9 protein-coding genes are annotated in these 16,907 nt (G+C 72.9%); 2 read left to right on the forward strand and 7 right to left on the reverse strand.

Annotation, left to right across the window (positions count from 1 at the left end; all coding sequences use genetic code 11):
• Positions 1 to 202: 202 nt before the first annotated feature.
• A complete protein-coding gene (locus M5362_RS22845; protein WP_260229582.1) occupies positions 203 to 5,161 on the forward strand; it encodes an NAD-glutamate dehydrogenase in 4,959 nt (1,652 codons plus the stop codon).
• A gap of 59 nt (positions 5,162 to 5,220) precedes the next feature.
• Here M5362_RS22845 and M5362_RS22850 read toward each other — a convergent pair whose 3' ends face one another.
• The 3 genes from M5362_RS22850 to M5362_RS22860 are packed head-to-tail and all read right to left on the reverse strand — an operon-like array spanning position 5,221 to position 8,479.
• Positions 5,221 to 6,681 carry a glycosyltransferase family 87 protein gene (locus tag M5362_RS22850; protein ID WP_308354897.1) on the reverse strand — a complete coding sequence of 487 codons (1,461 nt, stop codon included), beginning with the start codon at positions 6,679 to 6,681 and terminating at the stop codon, positions 5,221 to 5,223.
• Positions 6,682 to 6,726: 45 nt separating this feature from the next.
• Complete coding sequence (locus M5362_RS22855; protein ID WP_260229773.1) at positions 6,727 to 7,536, reverse strand: ABC transporter ATP-binding protein; 810 nt, start codon at positions 7,534 to 7,536, stop codon at positions 6,727 to 6,729.
• A gap of 34 nt (positions 7,537 to 7,570) precedes the next feature.
• Positions 7,571 to 8,479, reverse strand: coding sequence for an ABC transporter permease (locus M5362_RS22860; RefSeq protein WP_260229583.1), 909 nt, complete (start codon positions 8,477 to 8,479; stop codon positions 7,571 to 7,573).
• Between the two features lie 145 nt (positions 8,480 to 8,624).
• On the opposite strand from M5362_RS22860, the gene M5362_RS22865 reads away from it, so the two are divergent.
• On the forward strand, positions 8,625 to 9,230 hold the full coding sequence (locus M5362_RS22865) for a TetR/AcrR family transcriptional regulator (RefSeq protein ID WP_260229584.1): 606 nt from the start codon (positions 8,625 to 8,627) through the stop codon (positions 9,228 to 9,230).
• 156 nt (positions 9,231 to 9,386) lie between these two features.
• Here M5362_RS22865 and M5362_RS22870 read toward each other — a convergent pair whose 3' ends face one another.
• The 4 genes from M5362_RS22870 to M5362_RS22885 form a co-directional block, all read right to left on the reverse strand.
• Positions 9,387 to 10,340: a carbohydrate ABC transporter permease gene (locus M5362_RS22870; RefSeq protein ID WP_374214508.1), complete on the reverse strand. Its 954-nt coding sequence runs from the start codon at positions 10,338 to 10,340 to the stop codon at positions 9,387 to 9,389.
• Positions 10,337 to 11,641, reverse strand: a complete 1,305-nt coding sequence (locus M5362_RS22875) for a carbohydrate ABC transporter permease (protein WP_260229585.1) — start codon at positions 11,639 to 11,641, stop codon at positions 10,337 to 10,339. Before M5362_RS22875 ends, M5362_RS22870 begins: the two co-directional genes overlap by 4 nt.
• 1 nt (position 11,642) lies before the next feature.
• A complete protein-coding gene (locus M5362_RS22880; RefSeq protein ID WP_260229586.1) occupies positions 11,643 to 13,016 on the reverse strand; it encodes an ABC transporter substrate-binding protein in 1,374 nt (457 codons plus the stop codon).
• A gap of 268 nt (positions 13,017 to 13,284) precedes the next feature.
• The gene (locus M5362_RS22885) at positions 13,285 to 16,806 is read right to left on the reverse strand and encodes an FHA domain-containing protein (protein ID WP_260229587.1); all 3,522 of its coding nucleotides are present in this window, start codon (positions 16,804 to 16,806) and stop codon (positions 13,285 to 13,287) included.
• Positions 16,807 to 16,907 lie beyond the last annotated feature (101 nt).

Consider the following 16,907-nt stretch of genomic DNA (forward strand, 5'->3'; position numbering starts at 1 on the left):
CGCCCGGAGCGCCACGGCGTCCGGGCGGACATGGCGTTCGCCGATTCTCCCGTCCTGGGCACGGCGCCAGAAATGGCCGATAACGGCTCGGACATCTCTCATCGCGGCATAACGTCGACTCCGACCGGTAACACCGCGTCGTGGCGTTGTGTCCTTTCTTCCACCGACGTCACGCAACGGCGCGCGACAGGAGCCAGAGGACATGCAGACCAAGCTGGACGAAGCCAAGGCCGAGCTGCTCGCACGGGCCGCCCGGGTTGCTGAGACCGGCCCGGTCGGGGGGCAACTTCCGACGGGGCCCGAGAACGGGAAGCGCCCGGACGGGGACACCGTGCTCGACTACCTCCAGCGCTACTACCTGCACACCGCGCCCGAGGACCTCACCGACCGCGACCCGGTGGACGTCTTCGGCGCCGCTCTCTCGCACTACCGGCTCGCGGAGAACCGCCCGCAGGGCACCGCGAGCGTCCGCGTCCACACGCCGACGGTCGAGGAGAACGGCTGGACCTGCAGCCACTCCGTCGTCGAGGTCGTCACCGACGACATGCCCTTCCTCGTCGACTCGGTCACCAACGAGCTCTCCCGCCAGGGCCGCGGCATCCACGTCGTGATCCACCCGCAGGTCCTCGTCCGCCGTGACGTGACCGGCAAGCTCATCGAGGTCCTGACCACCGAGCCCAAGGGCGAGCTGCCCCACGACGCGCTCATCGAGTCCTGGATCCACGTCGAGATCGACCGCGAGACCGACCGCGCCGACCTCAAGCAGATCACCACCGACCTGCTGCGCGTCCTGTCCGACGTCCGCGAGACCGTCGAGGACTGGGAGAAGATGCGCGACGCCGCGCTGCGCATCGCCGACAACCTCCCCGACGAGCCCACCGCCGACGATCTGCGCCCCACCGAGGTCGAAGAGGCCCGTGAGCTGCTCCGCTGGCTCGCCGCCGACCACTTCACCTTCCTCGGCTACCGCGAGTACGAGCTGGTCAACGGGGACGCGCTGGCCGCCGTCCCGGGCACCGGCCTCGGTGTCCTGCGCTCCGACCCGCACCACGGCGGCGACGACGAGCACCACGCCCACCCCGTCTCGCCGTCCTTCAGCCGGCTGCCCGACGACGCACGCGCCAAGGCGCGCGAGCACAAGCTGCTGATCCTCACCAAGGCCAACAGCCGCTCCACCGTCCACCGCCCCTCGTACCTCGACTACGTGGGCGTGAAGAAGTTCGACGCCGACGGCAACGTGATCGGGGAGCGCCGCTTCCTCGGCCTGTTCTCCTCGGCCGCCTACACCGAGTCCGTCCGCCGCGTGCCGGTCATCAGCCGCAAGGTCCAGGAGGTCCTGGACGGCGCCGGCTTCTCGCCGAACAGCCACGACGGCCGCGACCTGCTCCAGATCCTGGAGACGTACCCCCGCGACGAGCTCTTCCAGACCCCGCCGGAAGAACTGCGCGAGATCGTCACCAGCGTCCTGTACCTCCAGGAGCGGCGCCGGCTGCGGCTCTACCTGCGCCAGGAGGAGTACGGCCGGTTCTACTCGGCCCTCGTCTACCTGCCGCGCGACCGCTTCAACACCACCGTCCGCGAGCGTCTGACCGACATCCTCAAGGAAGAGCTCCAGGGCACCAGCGTCGACTTCACGCTGATGAGCACCGAGTCGGTGCTCACCCGGCTGCACTTCGTCGTGCGCGTCGCCCCCGGCACCGAGCTGAGCCACCTCACCGACGCCGACCGGGACCGCATCGAGGCCCGGCTCGTCGAGGCCGCCCGCTCGTGGGCCGACGGCTTCGCCGAGGCCCTCAACGCCGAGACCGGCGAGGAGCGCGCCGCCGAACTGCTGCGCAGGTACGGCAACGCCTTCCCCGAGGGCTACAAGGCCGATCACTCGCCGCGCGCCGCCGTCGCCGACCTCGGCCACCTCGAGCAGCTCAGCCGCACCGGCAAGGAGTTCGAGCTCTCGCTGTACGAGCCGGTCGGCGCCCGTCCCGGCGAGCGACGCTTCAAGATCTACAAGTCGGGCGACCAGATCTCCCTCTCCGCCGTGCTGCCGGTGCTCAACCGGCTCGGCGTCGAGGTCATCGACGAGCGCCCGTACGAGCTGCGCTGCGCCGACCGTACGCACGCGTGGATCTACGACTTCGGCATGCGGATGCCCGCCCCGACCGCCAACGGCGCCTCCTTCAGCGACGACGCCCGTGAGCGGTTCCAGGAGGCGTTCTCCGCGACCTGGACCGGCGAGGCCGAGAACGACGGCTTCAACGCGCTGGTGCTGAGCGCCGGGCTGACCTGGCGCCAGGCCATGGTGCTGCGCGCCTACGCGAAGTACCTGCGCCAGGCGGGTGCGACGTTCAGCCAGGACTACATGGAGGACACGCTCCGTAACAACGTCCACACCACCCGGCTGCTCGTCTCCCTCTTCGAGGCCCGGATGTCGCCGGAGCGCCAGCGGGCCGGGGTCGAGCTGATCGACGCGCTGCTCGAAGAGCTGGACGCCGCCCTCGACCAGGTCGCCAGCCTGGACGAGGACCGCATCCTGCGCTCCTTCCTCACCGTCATCAAGGCCACGCTGCGGACGAACTTCTTCCAGAACGCGGCGGACGGGGCCCCGCACTCCTACGTGTCGATGAAGTTCGACCCGCAGGCCATCCCCGACCTCCCCGCGCCCCGCCCGGCGTACGAGATCTGGGTGTACTCGCCGCGTGTCGAGGGTGTCCACCTGCGCTTCGGCAAGGTCGCCCGAGGCGGTCTGCGCTGGTCCGACCGGCGTGAGGACTTCCGGACGGAGATCCTCGGCCTGGTCAAGGCGCAGATGGTGAAGAACACCGTCATCGTGCCCGTCGGCGCCAAGGGCGGCTTCGTCGCCAAGCAGCTCCCGGACCCGTCCGTGGACCGCGACGCGTGGCTGGCCGAGGGCATCGCGAGCTACAAGACCTTCATCTCCGCGCTGCTCGACATCACCGACAACCTGGTCGCCGGCGAGGTCGTGCCCCCGGTCGACGTGGTCCGCCACGACGAGGACGACACCTACCTCGTCGTCGCCGCCGACAAGGGCACCGCGACCTTCTCCGACATCGCCAACGACGTCGCCGTCTCCTACGGTTTCTGGCTCGGCGACGCCTTCGCCTCGGGCGGCTCGGCCGGCTACGACCACAAGGGCATGGGCATCACCGCCCGCGGCGCCTGGGAGTCCGTCAAGCGGCACTTCCGCGAGCTCGGCCACGACACCCAGACCGAGGACTTCACCGTCGTGGGCGTCGGCGACATGTCCGGCGACGTCTTCGGCAACGGCATGCTGCTCTCCGAGCACATCCGCCTCGTCGCGGCCTTCGACCACCGCCACATCTTCATCGACCCGACCCCGGACGCGGCCGTCTCGTACGCCGAGCGGCGCCGCCTCTTCGAGCTGCCCCGCAGCTCCTGGGCCGACTACACGTCCGATGCCCTGTCCGCGGGCGGTGGCATCCACCCCCGCACCGCCAAGTCGATCCCGGTCAACGCGCACATGCGCGCGGCCCTCGGCATCGACGACGGCGTCACCAAGATGACCCCGGCCGAGCTGATGCAGGCGATCCTCCACTCGCCCGTCGACCTGCTCTGGAACGGCGGCATCGGTACGTACGTCAAGGCGTCCACCGAGTCGAACGCGGACGTCGGCGACAAGGCGAACGACGCCATCCGCGTCAACGGCGAGGACCTGCGGGTCAAGGTCGTGGGCGAGGGCGGCAACCTCGGTCTGACCCAGCTCGGCCGCATCGAGTTCGCCCGCAAGGGCGGCCCCGAGGGCGAGGGCGGCAAGGTGAACACCGACGCCATCGACAACAGCGCCGGTGTGGACACCTCCGACCACGAGGTCAACATCAAGATCCTGCTCAACGGGCTCGTCACCGAAGGCGACATGACCGTCAAGCAGCGCAACAAGATCCTCGCCGAGATGACCGACGAGGTCGGCTCGCTCGTTCTGCGCAACAACTACGCGCAGAACGTCGCCCTGGCCAACGCGGTCGCCCAGTCGCCGTCCCTCCTCCACGCCCACCAGCGCTTCATGCGCCGCCTGGGCCGCGACGGAGCCCTGGACCGTTCGCTGGAGTTCCTGCCCAACGACCGGCAGATCCGCGAGCTGCTCAACAACGGCAAGGGCCTGAGCCAGCCGGAGATCGCGGTCCTCCTCGCGTACACCAAGATCACGGTGGCCGACGAGCTGATCGGCACCGAGCTGCCGGACGACCCGTACCTGCGCGGACTGCTCCACGCGTACTTCCCGACGCAGCTGCGCGAGAAGTTCGCCGACGCGGTGGACAGTCACCCGCTGCGCCGCGAGATCGTCACCACGGTCCTGGTCAACGACACCGTCAACACCGGTGGCTCGACCTTCCTGCACCGCCTCCGCGAGGAGACCGGCGCGTCGATCGAGGAGATCGTCCGCGCGCAGACCGCCGCCCGCGCCATCTTCCGGCTCGGCGAGGTCTGGGACGCCGTCGAGGCGCTCGACAACGAGGTCCCGGCCGACGTCCAGACCCGGATGCGCCTGCACTCCCGCCGTCTGGTCGAGCGCGGTACGCGCTGGCTGCTCGGTAACCGTCCGCAGCCGCTCCGGCTCGCCGAGACGATCGAGTTCTTCGGCGAGCGCGTGGAGGAGGTCTGGGGCGAGCTGCCGCAGCTGCTGCGCGGCGCGGACCTGGAGTGGTACCAGTCGATCCTGGAGGAGCTGACCGGCCTCGGTGTGCCGGAGCTGCTCGCCCTGCGGGTCGCCGGCTTCTCCTCCGCCTTCCCGACGCTCGACATCGTCGCGATCGCGGACCGCACCGCCAAGGACCCGATGGCGGTCGCCGAGGTCTACTACGACCTGGCCGACCGGCTGCGGATCACCCAGCTCATGGACCGCATCATCGAACTGCCGCGCGCCGACCGGTGGCAGTCGATGGCCCGCGCCTCCATCCGCGAGGACCTGTTCGCCGCGCACGCCGCCCTCACGGCGGACGTGCTGTCGGCGGGCGACGGGGCCTCGACGCCGGAGCAGCGGTTCAAGGACTGGGAGCAGAAGAACGCGGCGATCCTCGGCCGGGCGCGCAGCACGCTGGAGGAGATCCAGGGCTCGGAGACCTTCGACCTGGCGAACCTGTCGGTGGCCATGAGGACGATGCGCCAGCTTCTGCGCGCGCACAGCTAGGCGCCGCAGGCAGGTATGCGCGAAGGGCCCCGCCGGTCGTCCGGCGGGGCCCTTGTCGTTCAGGTCGCGGTCGTCGGGGTCCGTTTCCTCGGTGTCCGTTCCGGTGAGGTCGGCGGTGTCGTCGAGGTCCACAGGCGGCGGGCCGCCAGCAGCGCCGCCGCGAGCAGCAGCCCGTTGCGGGCCACCATGACGGTCACGCCCGGCCAGGCGCCGGCCACCACGTCGTCGTAGAGGAGCGGGTACGCGAGCGAGCTCAGTCCGGCGGCCGGCAGGAGCAGCAGTGCCACCGGCCGCATCACGGTCCGGCGTGAGGTCAGACAGACGGCGGTGAGGCCGAGCAGCCAGATCATGTACTGCGGGCTGATCACGCGGCTGGTGACGGTGAAGAGCAGGACGGCGGCGAGTGCCGCGTCGAGCGGGGTTGCCTGGGTCCAGGTGCGGGCCCGCAGCCGCCACACCAGCAGCCAGACGAAGGTGATCGCGGTCAGGAGGAGCGCCAGACGGCCGACGCTGGAGACGTACGGGCCGACGTACTCGTAGGCGCCGTAGCGGTACTGGACCGTGCCCGGCCAGACTCCGGCCGCCCGGGCGAGGGCGAGCGCGGTGCCGCCCAGCGACTCGATCTGGACGCCTCGGCTGCCCTGCTGGCGCAGGAAGCCCAGCGAGTGCGAGAAGCAGAGCGCGAGGGTCGCGAGCAGGGCGGCGGCGGTGGCGGCGGCGGAGACCCAGGCGTCGCGGGTGGTACGGCCCCGGGGCGTGCCGATCAGGGCGAGAACCGGCCACACCTTGACGAGCGCGCCGAGCCCGGCGAGCACGCCGCCGAGCCGGTGCCCGACGGCCGAGCGGGAGCCCAGCGCGAGCAGGGCGAACACGGCGAGGGCGGTGACCTGGACGTCGTACCGGGCCAGCGGGATGTGCAGGAGCAGCGGGAGACCGCAGACCCAGACCCACGCGCCGTGCGTGACGCGGCTGCTGTCGGCGCGGGCGAGCGCCAGGGTGACGGCGGCGTCGGCGAGGAGGGTGAGGGCGACGAAGGCCTGGAAGTACGTGAGCCAGGGCAGGACGCCGGGGGACATGATCACCAGGCCGGCGCCCGGCGGGTACTGCCAGGTGACGTCGTTCACGGGGAAGGTGCCGTGGCCGAACTGCCGGTACCAGTGCTGGTAGAGGACGTACACCTCGCGGCCGACCCCGCCGACGCCCAGGCTGTCGCGCAGGAGGAGCAGCAGCATGCCGGCGCGGGTGACCGCCCACACGACGGTGAGGGCGAGGGCGGGGCCGCGGCCGACCTTGACGAAGGTGGCCGAGGTGAAGGTGTCCGAGTCGAAGGGTGAGCCGGTCAGGGCGGGGGGCGCGGGGGCGCACGTGGCCTGGGCGCCCGGTTCGGCGGCCGGTCCCGGGGAGGGGCCGGAGGCGGCCGTGGTCGGGCCACCGGGGCCGGAGCGCGCGGCCTGGGCGGCGTCCGGGCCCGGATCCGGTTCGGGCGGGGGCGGCGGGGTGCGGTTGCGATGCGTCGTCATCGAAACCGCACTCTATTGCTGTCTGAGTGGATTTCGGGTGTTTTGTCAGTCCTTCTTGGTGAACGCCTCGTACGCCGCCACCACCTCCTTCGCCGGGCCGTCCATCCGCAGCGTCCCCGCCTCCAGCCACAGCGCCCGGTCGCAGGTCCGGGTGATGGTCGAGTGGGAGTGGGAGACCAGGAAGACCGTGCCCGCCTCGGCCCGCAGCTCGTCGATCCGCTCCTGGCTGCGACGGCGGAAGCGGGCGTCGCCCGTGGCCAGCGCCTCGTCGATCAGCAGGACGTCGTGGCTCTTTGCCGCAGCGATGGCGAAGCGGAGGCGGGCGCCCATGCCGGAGGAGTACGTCCGCATGGGCAGCGAGATGAAGTCGCCCTTCTCGTTGATCCCGGAGAAGTCGACGATGTCGTCGTAGCGGGCGTCGACCTCGGTGCGGGCCATGCCCATCGCGAGCCCGCCCAGGATCACGTTCCGCTCGCCGGTCAGGTCGTTCATCAGCGCCGCGTTCACGCCGAGCAGGGAGGGCCGGCCGCCGGTGTAGATCCTGCCCCGGTCGACGGGCAGCAGCCCCGCGACGGCCTTGAGGAGGGTGGACTTTCCGGATCCGTTCGAACCGATCAGGCCGATCGCCTCGCCCCGGTACGCGGCGAAGCTGACGCCCCTGACGGCGTGCACCGTGCGGGCGCCGGGGGTGGCGTGGCGGCCGAGGATCCGGTCGAGCGCGGCGGTGGCGCCGCCCTTGCCGGAACGGGCTCCGTTGACGGTGTACGTGATGTGGACGCCGTCGGCGACGACGGTGGGAACGCGCTCCGGCGCGGCGGCCGGATCCGTGGGGTGTGTCGGGCTGGTCGTCGGCAGGTCCTGTGCCGGGGTGCTCGTCGTCAAGGTCTGTTCAGCCACGGCCGTACGTCTCCTCTGCCTTCCAGAAGTAGATGAATCCGCCCACGAAGGCCACGAGCGCCCAGCCGGCGCCGAGCGCCCAGAGGTGCGGGGGCAGCCGGTCGGCGGTGAAGCTCTCGATCAGCGCGAAGCGCATCAGGTCGATGTAGACGCCCGCCGGATTGCACTGGAGGAGCGTGATCGCCAGGTCGGGGATCCGGCCGCTGCGCGCCAGGTGGTCGAGGGACCACATGACCCCGGAGGCGTACATCCAGGTCCGGAGCAGGAAGGGCATGAGCTGCGCGAGGTCCGGGGTGCGGGCGGCGAGACGGGCCATGGCGAGCGCGACCCCGGCGTTGAAGAGCGCCTGGAGGAAGAGCGCGGGCACGGCGAGCAGCCAGCTCCAGCGGGGGAACTCCCCGAAGCAGAACAGGATCCCGACGAGCGCGCAGAGCGAGAGCACGAGCTGCTGGAGCTGTTGCAGCGCCAGGGCGAGGGGGAGGCTCGCGCGGGGGAAGTGCAGGGCGCGCACGAGGCCGAGGTTCCCGCTGATCGCACGGGTGCCGGTCATGATCGACTGGGAGGTGAAGGTCCAGACGAAGACGCCGGTGATCAGGAACGGCACGTAGTCCGGGATGCCCTCCTGGACGTTCATGAGGATGCCGAAGATCAGGTAGTAGACCGCCGCGTTGAGCAGCGGGGTCATCACCTGCCAGAGCTGGCCGAGCTTCGCGTTGCTGTACTGGGCCGTGAGCCGGGCGGTCGCGAACGCGCCGATGAAGGCGCGGCGGGACCAGAGCTGTCGGACGTACGCGGGGAGGCCCGGGCGGGCGCCGCTGACCGAGAGTCCGTGCCGCAGGGCGAGCGCGTGCAGGTCGGGCGCGGTCCCGGAGTCGGGTTTCGTGAGCGTCTCGGTGGTCACGACGTCGCTTTCGACGAGGGTGCAGGGCGGCGCTGACGACGGAACGGGTCCGTATCGTCGCTACGTGGAGCGTAGGGCGATCCGACGTCGCAACGCAACCGTTCCGTCGTGACGTCGAGGTTCACGGTTGGTTAGGATCCCGTTCATGACGACACGCCCCGGATCCCCCCGCCGCGCCCCCGCCGGGGCCGCCGTGCTCCGAGAGGACGTGACCGAGGCCATCCGCGCCGCCGTCTTCGAGGAGCTGGCCGCCGTGGGCTTCGCCCGGATGTCCATCGAGGGCATCGCGCGCCGCGCGGGCGTCGGCAAGACCGCCGTCTACCGCCGCTGGAAGTCGAAGCTCTCGCTCGTCCTCGACCTCCTCGGAGCCTTCGCCACGCAGGGGCTGCCGGCGCCGTCGACCGGTTCGCTGTACGGGGACGTGCGCGCGCTCCTCGAAGTCGCCTCGCACGCCCTGCGCCACCCCGTGGCCTCCCAGGTCATCCCGGACCTGCTGGTCGAGGCCGCCCGGCAGCCGGAGATCGCCGACGCGATCAAGGCCGCCCTGCTCGACAGCCAGCAGGGCGTCGTCGCGCAGATCGTCCGCGAGGCGGTGGCGCGCGGCGAACTGCCGGAGGGCACGAACCCTGAGCGCGCCCTCGACCTCGTGGTGGGGCCGCTCTACTGGCGGCTCGTGGTGGTGCGCGGCGAGCTGCCGAAGGGGTACGTGGACGACCTCGCGCGCTCGGCGGTCGCGGCCCTCACGGCGTAGGGGCGGTCAGGCCCGGGCACGGCCCCCGCCCGTCCGCGTGCGGTCGCCCGTACGGCTGCGGAGCCCTCGCCCGTACGCCTGCGGTCGCCCGTCCGCGTGCGGTCGCCCGTACGGCCGCGGAGCCCCCACCCGTACGCCTGCGGTCGTCCTCCGGGGCTACTTCACCGCCCCCGCCATCACCCCCGACACGAACTGCCGCTGGAACGCGAAGAAGACCGCCAGCGGGATCACCATCGACAGGAACGCGCCCGGCGCGAGCACGTCGATGTTGTTCCCGAACTGCCGTACCTGCTGCTGGAGCGCCACCGTGATCGGCGGCGACTCGGAGTCCGCGAAGATCAGCGCGATCAGCATGTCGTTCCACACCCACAGGAACTGGAAGATGCCGAGCGAGGCGATCGCCGGCCCGCCGAGCGGCAGGACCACCCGGGTGAAGAGCCGGATCTCGCCCGCTCCGTCCAGCCTGGCCGCTTCGAGGAGCTCCTTGGGGATCTCCGCGAAGAAGTTCCGCAGCAGGAAGATCGCGAACGGCAGTCCGAAGGCGGTGTGGAAGAGGACGACCCCGAGCGTCGTCTCGAAGACGCCGATCGCGCCGAAGAGCTTCGAGACGGGTACGAGCGCCACCTGCACCGGCACCACCAGCAGCCCGACGACCACCAGGAACCACCAGTCGCGGCCGGGGAAGTCCAGCCAGGCGAAGGCGTATCCGGCGAGCGAGCCGATGACGAGGACCAGGACCGTGGCGGGGACGGTGATCAGGACGGTGGAGACGAGCGAGTGGGTGATGGTCTCGTTGGAGAGGAGCGCCGAGTAGTTCTCGACGGTCAGCTGGGCCGGGGAGGTGAAGACCTGCCACCAGCCGCTCTCGCTGATGTCGGTGGGGCCGCGGAGCGACGAGAGCAGCAGCCCGACCGTCGGCATCAGCCAGAACAGGCCGACGAGGACGAGGAAGACCCGCATCGCGCCTCCGGCGGCGCGCGCGGCCAGTCGGGAGCCGAGCCGGGGGGCCGGCCGAGCGCCCACGCGGGCGGCGGCCGTCGGGGAGCCGGCGCGGGCGGCCCGCGGAGCGCCGAGCCGAGAGCCCTGGCCGCCTTCGTTGGTCGCCGTCACCTGCGGGCCTCCCTTCGCATCCGGCGGATGTTGAACGCCATCACCGGGATCACCAGCAGGAGCAGCAGGACGGCGATGGCGGAGCCGACCCCGAGATCCGCGTCCGTGCCGAAGGACGAGCGGTACAGCTGGAGCGCGAGCACGTTCGCGTCGTCCTGTGCCGAGCCCGGCGCGATGATGAAGACCAGGTCGAAGATCTTCAGCACGTTGATCATCAGGGTCACCAGGACGACGGCGAGGACCGGAGCCAGCAGCGGGACGGTGATCCGGCGGAAGACCTGCCATTCGTTCGCCCCGTCGACGCGCGCGGCCTCCATCAGCTCCCGCGGCACGCTCGCCAGACCGGCCGCGATCAGGACCATCGCGAACCCGGCCCACATCCACACGTAACTGCCGATCACCGCCGGGGTGACGAGCGAGGGGCCCAGCCACTCCACGCCGTTGTACTGCTCGCGGAAGTTGCTCGCGGGCAGCCGCAGCAGGGCGCCGTCGGCGGAGGCCGGAAGGGTGAAGGAGCCGTCGGCGGCCGCCCGCGTCGTGGCCACCACCCGCCCGTCCTTCACCGCCTCGATCCGCAGCCCCTTGAGACCGGCCTCGGTCGGGTCGACGGCGTTCGGCTTCCCGCCGCCGCCCTTGGTGAAGTCCAGCCAGGCGGTGCCGGTGATCACACCGTCCCCCGGCGGGGCTTCGTGCGCCGGCCGTGCGCCCTCCGGCATCTGCGCCGGCGCGACGCCGATCAGGGGGAGCCGTACCGTCTCTCCCGTGCGGACCGGGCTCTTGGTGACGAACGCGCCGCCGCCGGCGGCTTCGAGCGGGTGGACCGGCAGCGGGCGCGCCCGGGGGAAGACGGAGGACTCGGCGAAGGTGTCGTGGACGCCGACCCAGACGGCGTTGGCGACACCGCGGTCCGGATCCTGCTCGTACACGAGCCGGAAGATGATTCCGGCGGCCAGCATCGAGATCGCCATGGGCATGAAGACGATCAGCTTGAACGCCGTGCCCCAGCGCACCCGTTCGGTGAGCACCGCGAAGATCAGGCCGAGGGCGGTCGCGACGGCCGGGGCGAGGACCGCCCAGACCGCGTTGTTCTTGACGGCCGTGAGGATCGTGTCGTCGGTGAAGAGGGCGGTGTAGTTGTCGAGCCCGGCGAAGGAGTCCCCGGACCTGTCGAAGAACGAGCGGTGGACGGAGTACCCGATCGGGTAGACGACGAGCGCGCCGAGCAGGACGAGCGCGGGGAGGAGGAACCCCGCCGCGACCGTCCTGCGCGTGCCGGTGACCCTGGAGGCGGAGGCCACCACGTCAGCTCTTGTACGCCTTGGCCGCGTCGGCCTCCAGGCGCGCCTGGGTCCCCGCGACGTCCTTGGGGTTCTTCAGGAAGTCCTGCAGCGCCTTCCACTCGCCCTTGCCGGGCGTGCCGCCGAAGGACTGCGGCATCTGGTCCGACATGTCGAAGCGGAAGTCGTCCCCGGACTCCAGGAGCGCCTTGGCGATCTCGCGCTGGACGTCGTTCGGGTACGCGGCCAGGTCCAGGTTCTTGTTGGGGGAGAGGAAGCCGCCCGCGCCCGCCCAGATCGCGGCCGCGTCGGGGGAGGCCAGGAAGGTCAGCAGGGCCTGGGCGCCCTTGGTGTCCTTCAGGGCCACCGCCGCGTCGCCGCCCGTGACGACCGGGGAGGCCGAGCCGACGGCGGGGAACGGGAAGACCTTCGCGTCCGTACCGATCTTCGCGCTGGTCTGCCCGATGTTGACGGCCGCGAAGTCGCCCTCGAAGACCATCGCTCCCTTGGGCTGGTCGCCGCCCGTGAAGGTCTGGGTGACCGAGGTGGGGAACTCCGTCTGCAGCGCGCCGTCCGCGCCGCCCGCGATCAGGGCCGGCTTGCCGAACAGCTCACCGAGGGTGGTCAGGGCCTGGGTGACGGACGCGTCGGTCCACTTGATCTCGTGCTTGGCGAGCTGGTCGTACTTGGCCGGGCCGGCCTGGGAGAGATAGATGTTCTCGAACCAGTCGGTCAGCGTCCAGCCGTCCGCTCCGCCGACGGAGACCGGGGTGACACCGGAGGCGGAGATCGTCTCGGCCGTGGCCAGGAACTCCTTCCAGGTCTTCGGCTCGGTGGCGCCCGCGTTCTCGAAGGCGGCGTTGTTGTACCAGATCAGGGACTTGTTGGCGGCCTTGAAGTACACGCCGTACTGGGTGCCGTCCACGGCGCCGAGGTCCCGCCAGCCCTGGGAGTAGTTCTTGGCCAGCTGTGCCTTGGCGTCGGGGCCGACCGGTTTCAGCCACTTCTGAGCGGCGGCCTGCTGGATCGCTCCGACCTGGGGGAGCATCGCGACGTCGGGCGGGGAGCCACCGGCGATCTTCGTGCCGAGGAAGTTCACGATCGGGTCCTGCGCGGGCACGAAGGTGACGGTGGCGCCGGTGCGCTTCTCGAACTCCTTCAGGACCTTGGTGAAGTTCTCCTGCTCGGGGCCGGTCCAGACGGCGGCGACCTCGATCTTCTCGCCCTTGAGCGAGGGCAGGGTCACGGAGCTCGGGGAAGCCCCCGGCGGGCCGGGCTCCTTCGTGCCCGTGTCTCTGTCCTCGCCGCCGCCGCAGCCGGCGAGAGCGAGCCCGAGGGTGAGTGCGGTGACCGTGGCGACGGTCCGTGCGGTCCTGCGTGTACGAAGAGTTGTACGCATTTCTGCCCCGTCTCTCCTGTGCGCGGTGCGTGTCCCGTGCGCTCAGGTCTACGCCGGGGGCCCCGGGCCCGCAATACCGCCTTCCGCGTCAAGCGGGTGATCGTGATGGGCTCGTGACGTGTCGTCAGGGGGCGTCGGGGGGCGTCAGGCGGCCTCGGGGGCCGTCAGGAGGCCGACAGGTGGCCGGTGACGTGCTGTCAGGGGCGTCGGGGGCCGTCAAGTGGCCGGTGACGTGCCGTCAGGGGCCTCGGGGGCCGTCAGGTGGCCGTCAGGGGTGGGTCGCGGGGCTGAGGGGCGAGATCGGGGTGGCGTCGAGGGAGCGGGCGGCTCGTTCGAGGGCGCTCGCGAGGAGCGCCAGATCGGTCGGGCCGTTGCCCAGTTCGCGCACGGGTCTGCGGGTGGGCGGGTCGCCCATGCGCTCCCATTCGAGCGGGACGACGGTCGGGCGGAGCGTCGCCGTGCGCGGGATGCGGCCGGTGACCCGGCCGGCCTGGAACGGGGTCACCCGGCCGTCCGGGTGCCCGAGCCGCCCCCGGCCGGGCGCGGGGTCGTCGGGCCCGGCCGCCACGGGGGGCGCGTCGAGGACGATCCGCAGGCGCGCGCCGTGGGCCAGCTCCGTGTCCGCCGTACGGTCCGGGCGCGCTGACGTCGCGACCAGGTGCACGCCGAGGCGCGCACCGCCGCGCGCCACGGCTTCCAGGGCCCGTACGACGGACCCGGCGGCGGGCCGCCCGGGCGAGCCGAGCGCGGGCGCGACGAGCGCGTCGTAGTCGTCGACCAGCACGACGAGCCGGGGAAGCGCGGCGGCCTCGTCGTCGGCGCCGAGACGGTGGGTGCGGCCGCTGGGCCGGTCGGCGAGATCGCCGGCGCCGGGTCGTGGGATGCGGCCGCTGGGCTGGTCGCCGAGGCTCCCCTCGCCGGTGCGGTGGGTGCGGCTGCTGGGCCGGTCGGCGAGTTCGTCCGCTCCCGTGCGGTGGGTGCGGCCGCTGGGGAGGTACGTGAGGTCGTCGGCGCCCGCGCGTGGGGTGCGGCTGCTGGGGCGGTCGGTGAGATCGTCGGCGCCGGGGCGCGCGGCGCGGCTCTCGGTGCCGGCGCCCGTGCGGGGGGTCCGGGCGCTCGGGAGATACGTCAGGTCGTCGGTGCCCGGGCGGTCGCCGACCAGGCCCTCGCCCGTGCGGAGGGTGCGGCCGCTCGGGCGGTCGCCTGGTTCCGCCGTGCGGGCGTCGGGGATGCGGGCGGTCGCGCGGGCGCCCGGAGGCATGGTCTCCGCCGCGCTCGGCCGACGCTGGCCGATCATGCGCGCGGCGGCCTGGCGGTCCGCGAAGTGCCCGTCGCCCAGGATCTCCGCCCGGCGCTTCAGCTCGGCGCCCAGCGCCTGGGCGAACTCCCGCATCCGCACCGGGTCGGCGGCTACCAGGTGCTCGGTGACGTGCGGCAGCTCCGTGCAGGCCGCGAGACCCTCGCCGCGCTCACCGCCCGCGCCGTCCACGAGCAGCAGCCCCAGCCGGTCCGGACGGCCCCCGGCCGCGAGGGACGCCGCGATCGAGCGCAGCAGCTCCGTGCGACCGCTGCCCGCGGGCCCCTCGATCAGCAGATGGGGGCCTTCCTCCGTCAGGTCGACCGAGACCGGCCCGCGCGGCCCGGCGCCCAGGACCGCCGTCCCGTCGCCCGCCGCCGCCCACCGCGCCAGCAGCGAGGCGGGCGTGGCCCGCGCCAGGCCCAGCTCGTCGAGCAGCCGGGCGGAGCGGGGCAGCGCCGTCGCGGCCGTCCGTCCCTGCGCGGCGGGGGCGTCGGTACGCAGGGGCGCGACCGCCCGCGCGAAACGCTCGGCCCACGCGACCGACACCGCGTCCACCACGCCGACGGTCCCGTGGCCCGCGGCCCGGCCCCCCGCCGTACGCAGCAGCCGCAGCGCCGTCGCCACGTCGCCGCTCAGCAGGGCGACGGCTCCGCACTCGCGGAAGGCGAGGGAGACCGCGCACGCGCTCTCGTACGTCGCGGCGACCGGCGAGACCGGCGACGCGGCCGGCGCCTCGGCCAGACAGATCAGATGGATGCCCGCGGCCGCACCCGCTCCGGCGAGCCGCGCGGTGGTCTCGCGCAGCGCCGCGGACCCGGGGTCGCCGTCCACGATCACGACCGTGACCGGACCTTCGTACCGCGCCGCGGCCTCGGTGACGGCCGCGCGGTCGGCGCTCGGCCAGCCGGGTCCGAGCGGGCCGTCGTCGAGCCGCCGGGTGAGCTCCGTCGTACGGGCATGGGCCTGGTCGCGGTCGTACGCGAGGAGGAGGCGGCAGTCCTGGCCGTGCGCCGGACGCAGATGCGGGAGCCAGCCCAGCCAGCCCCAGGCCCGCCGCCGCTCCTCCAGGGAACGGCTCCGGTCCGCGCTGATCAGCACGATCTCCAGGTCGGAGGGGGAGTGCAGGGCCGCGAGCTGGGCCACGACGGAGCGGGCGAGCCCGGCCAGCCGGTTGCCCGGGCCCGCGAGTCCGAGCGAACCCGCCTCGCGCAGCCCGACGGTGACCGGCACCCCCGACAGTTCGGCGCGGTCGGTCGTGCCGAGCCGGACGACGAGGGCCTCGGGATGGTCCTGCCCGCGCTCCCAGAGCCGTGGGCCGGGGCCGAGCGCGGTGAGCAGCACGGCGGCCGGGTCGGGCCAGGTGTCGGGGCTCGGCGCGGGACCGGCGGCCCGGTCGGCACCGGAGCCCTCCGCCTCCGCCCCGGCGACGGCACCGGGGGCCGGCGGCTCCTCCCTGGTGCCGGCGAACCGGCGGGCCCAGGCTCCTATCCCGCGCCTGCCGCGCGGGGGAGCGGCCAAGCGCGGGGTCTGCCGGGTCCTGCTGTGGCCCTCGCCCTCGTCGTCCACAGGCTCCGCGGCACGGGCGTGCGCGGGCGAACCGCCATAGCCCCCGTGCGTCGCGTCCCGCGCTCCGGGAGCGTCCCCGTCCGGCCGGGCACCGTGCCCGTGGGCTCCGTCCCCGACCGCGCTCGGACGTCCCGTCCCCGATTCCGTACGGGCACCCGTCCCGTACGGCGAGGAGCCGGTCCCGGAGGCGGGGGTGCCAGGCCCTGGCCCCCGCCCTGCGCCGGTGGTCCCCGCGCCCGGTCCGTACGCGTCCGGGTCTTCTCCACCGCCCGTCCCGAGGTCCACCCGCAGGTGGCCCTCGCCGTCCGGGGCCGTCGGGAGGGAGTCCGTGTCCGGGGAGCCCGGGCCCGTCAGGCGGAGGGCGGACTCGCCGAGGCGCAGCAGCGCCCCGGGCCGCAGCCGGACGGGGCGGTCGCCGACCGCGACGCCGTCCAGCGTCGTCCCGTTCGTGGAGCCGAGGTCCGCGACCGTGATCCGGCCGTCGTCCCCGACCGTCACCGTGCAGTGGACCCGGGAGACGTCCGGGTCGTCGAGCGGGACGTCCGCGTCCAGGGACCGGCCGATTCCGATCGGGCCGCGGTGCAGCAGGTGCACACCGCCCGCGTCGGGCCCCGCGACCACGTGCAGCCGGGCCGAGGCGCCCTCGCCGGGCAGGTCGCCCTCGCCGGGGACCTGGATCGTGAGCACCGCGCCGTCGACCAGCGGGGGCTCCCCGAGCGAGCAGCGCCGGGCGTCCAGCCGCTCCCGCCCGGCGTAGAGCACGGTCGAACCGGAAAGCGACGTGTCGGGCCCGGAGACGGCCGCGGCCAGACCGGAGGCCACGGCGGCCAGCGCCGTCCCCGCCGGAGCGGTGACGAGCACATCGCAGGCGCGCCCGGCGCCGTGGCCGGCGTGCGGCGCGAGGACGGTCAGCCGGATCTGCATCGCCGTCAGCGGTCCCTTCTGCGCGTGTGCCCGGCAGGGGAACCGCCCGGTGCCTCCCCCCACCCGGCACGGACGCGTCGTCCGGTACAGGTCGGCACGGC

This window comes from Streptomyces sp. Je 1-79 (assembly GCF_025195125.1).
Taxonomy (GTDB): domain Bacteria; phylum Actinomycetota; class Actinomycetes; order Streptomycetales; family Streptomycetaceae; genus Streptomyces.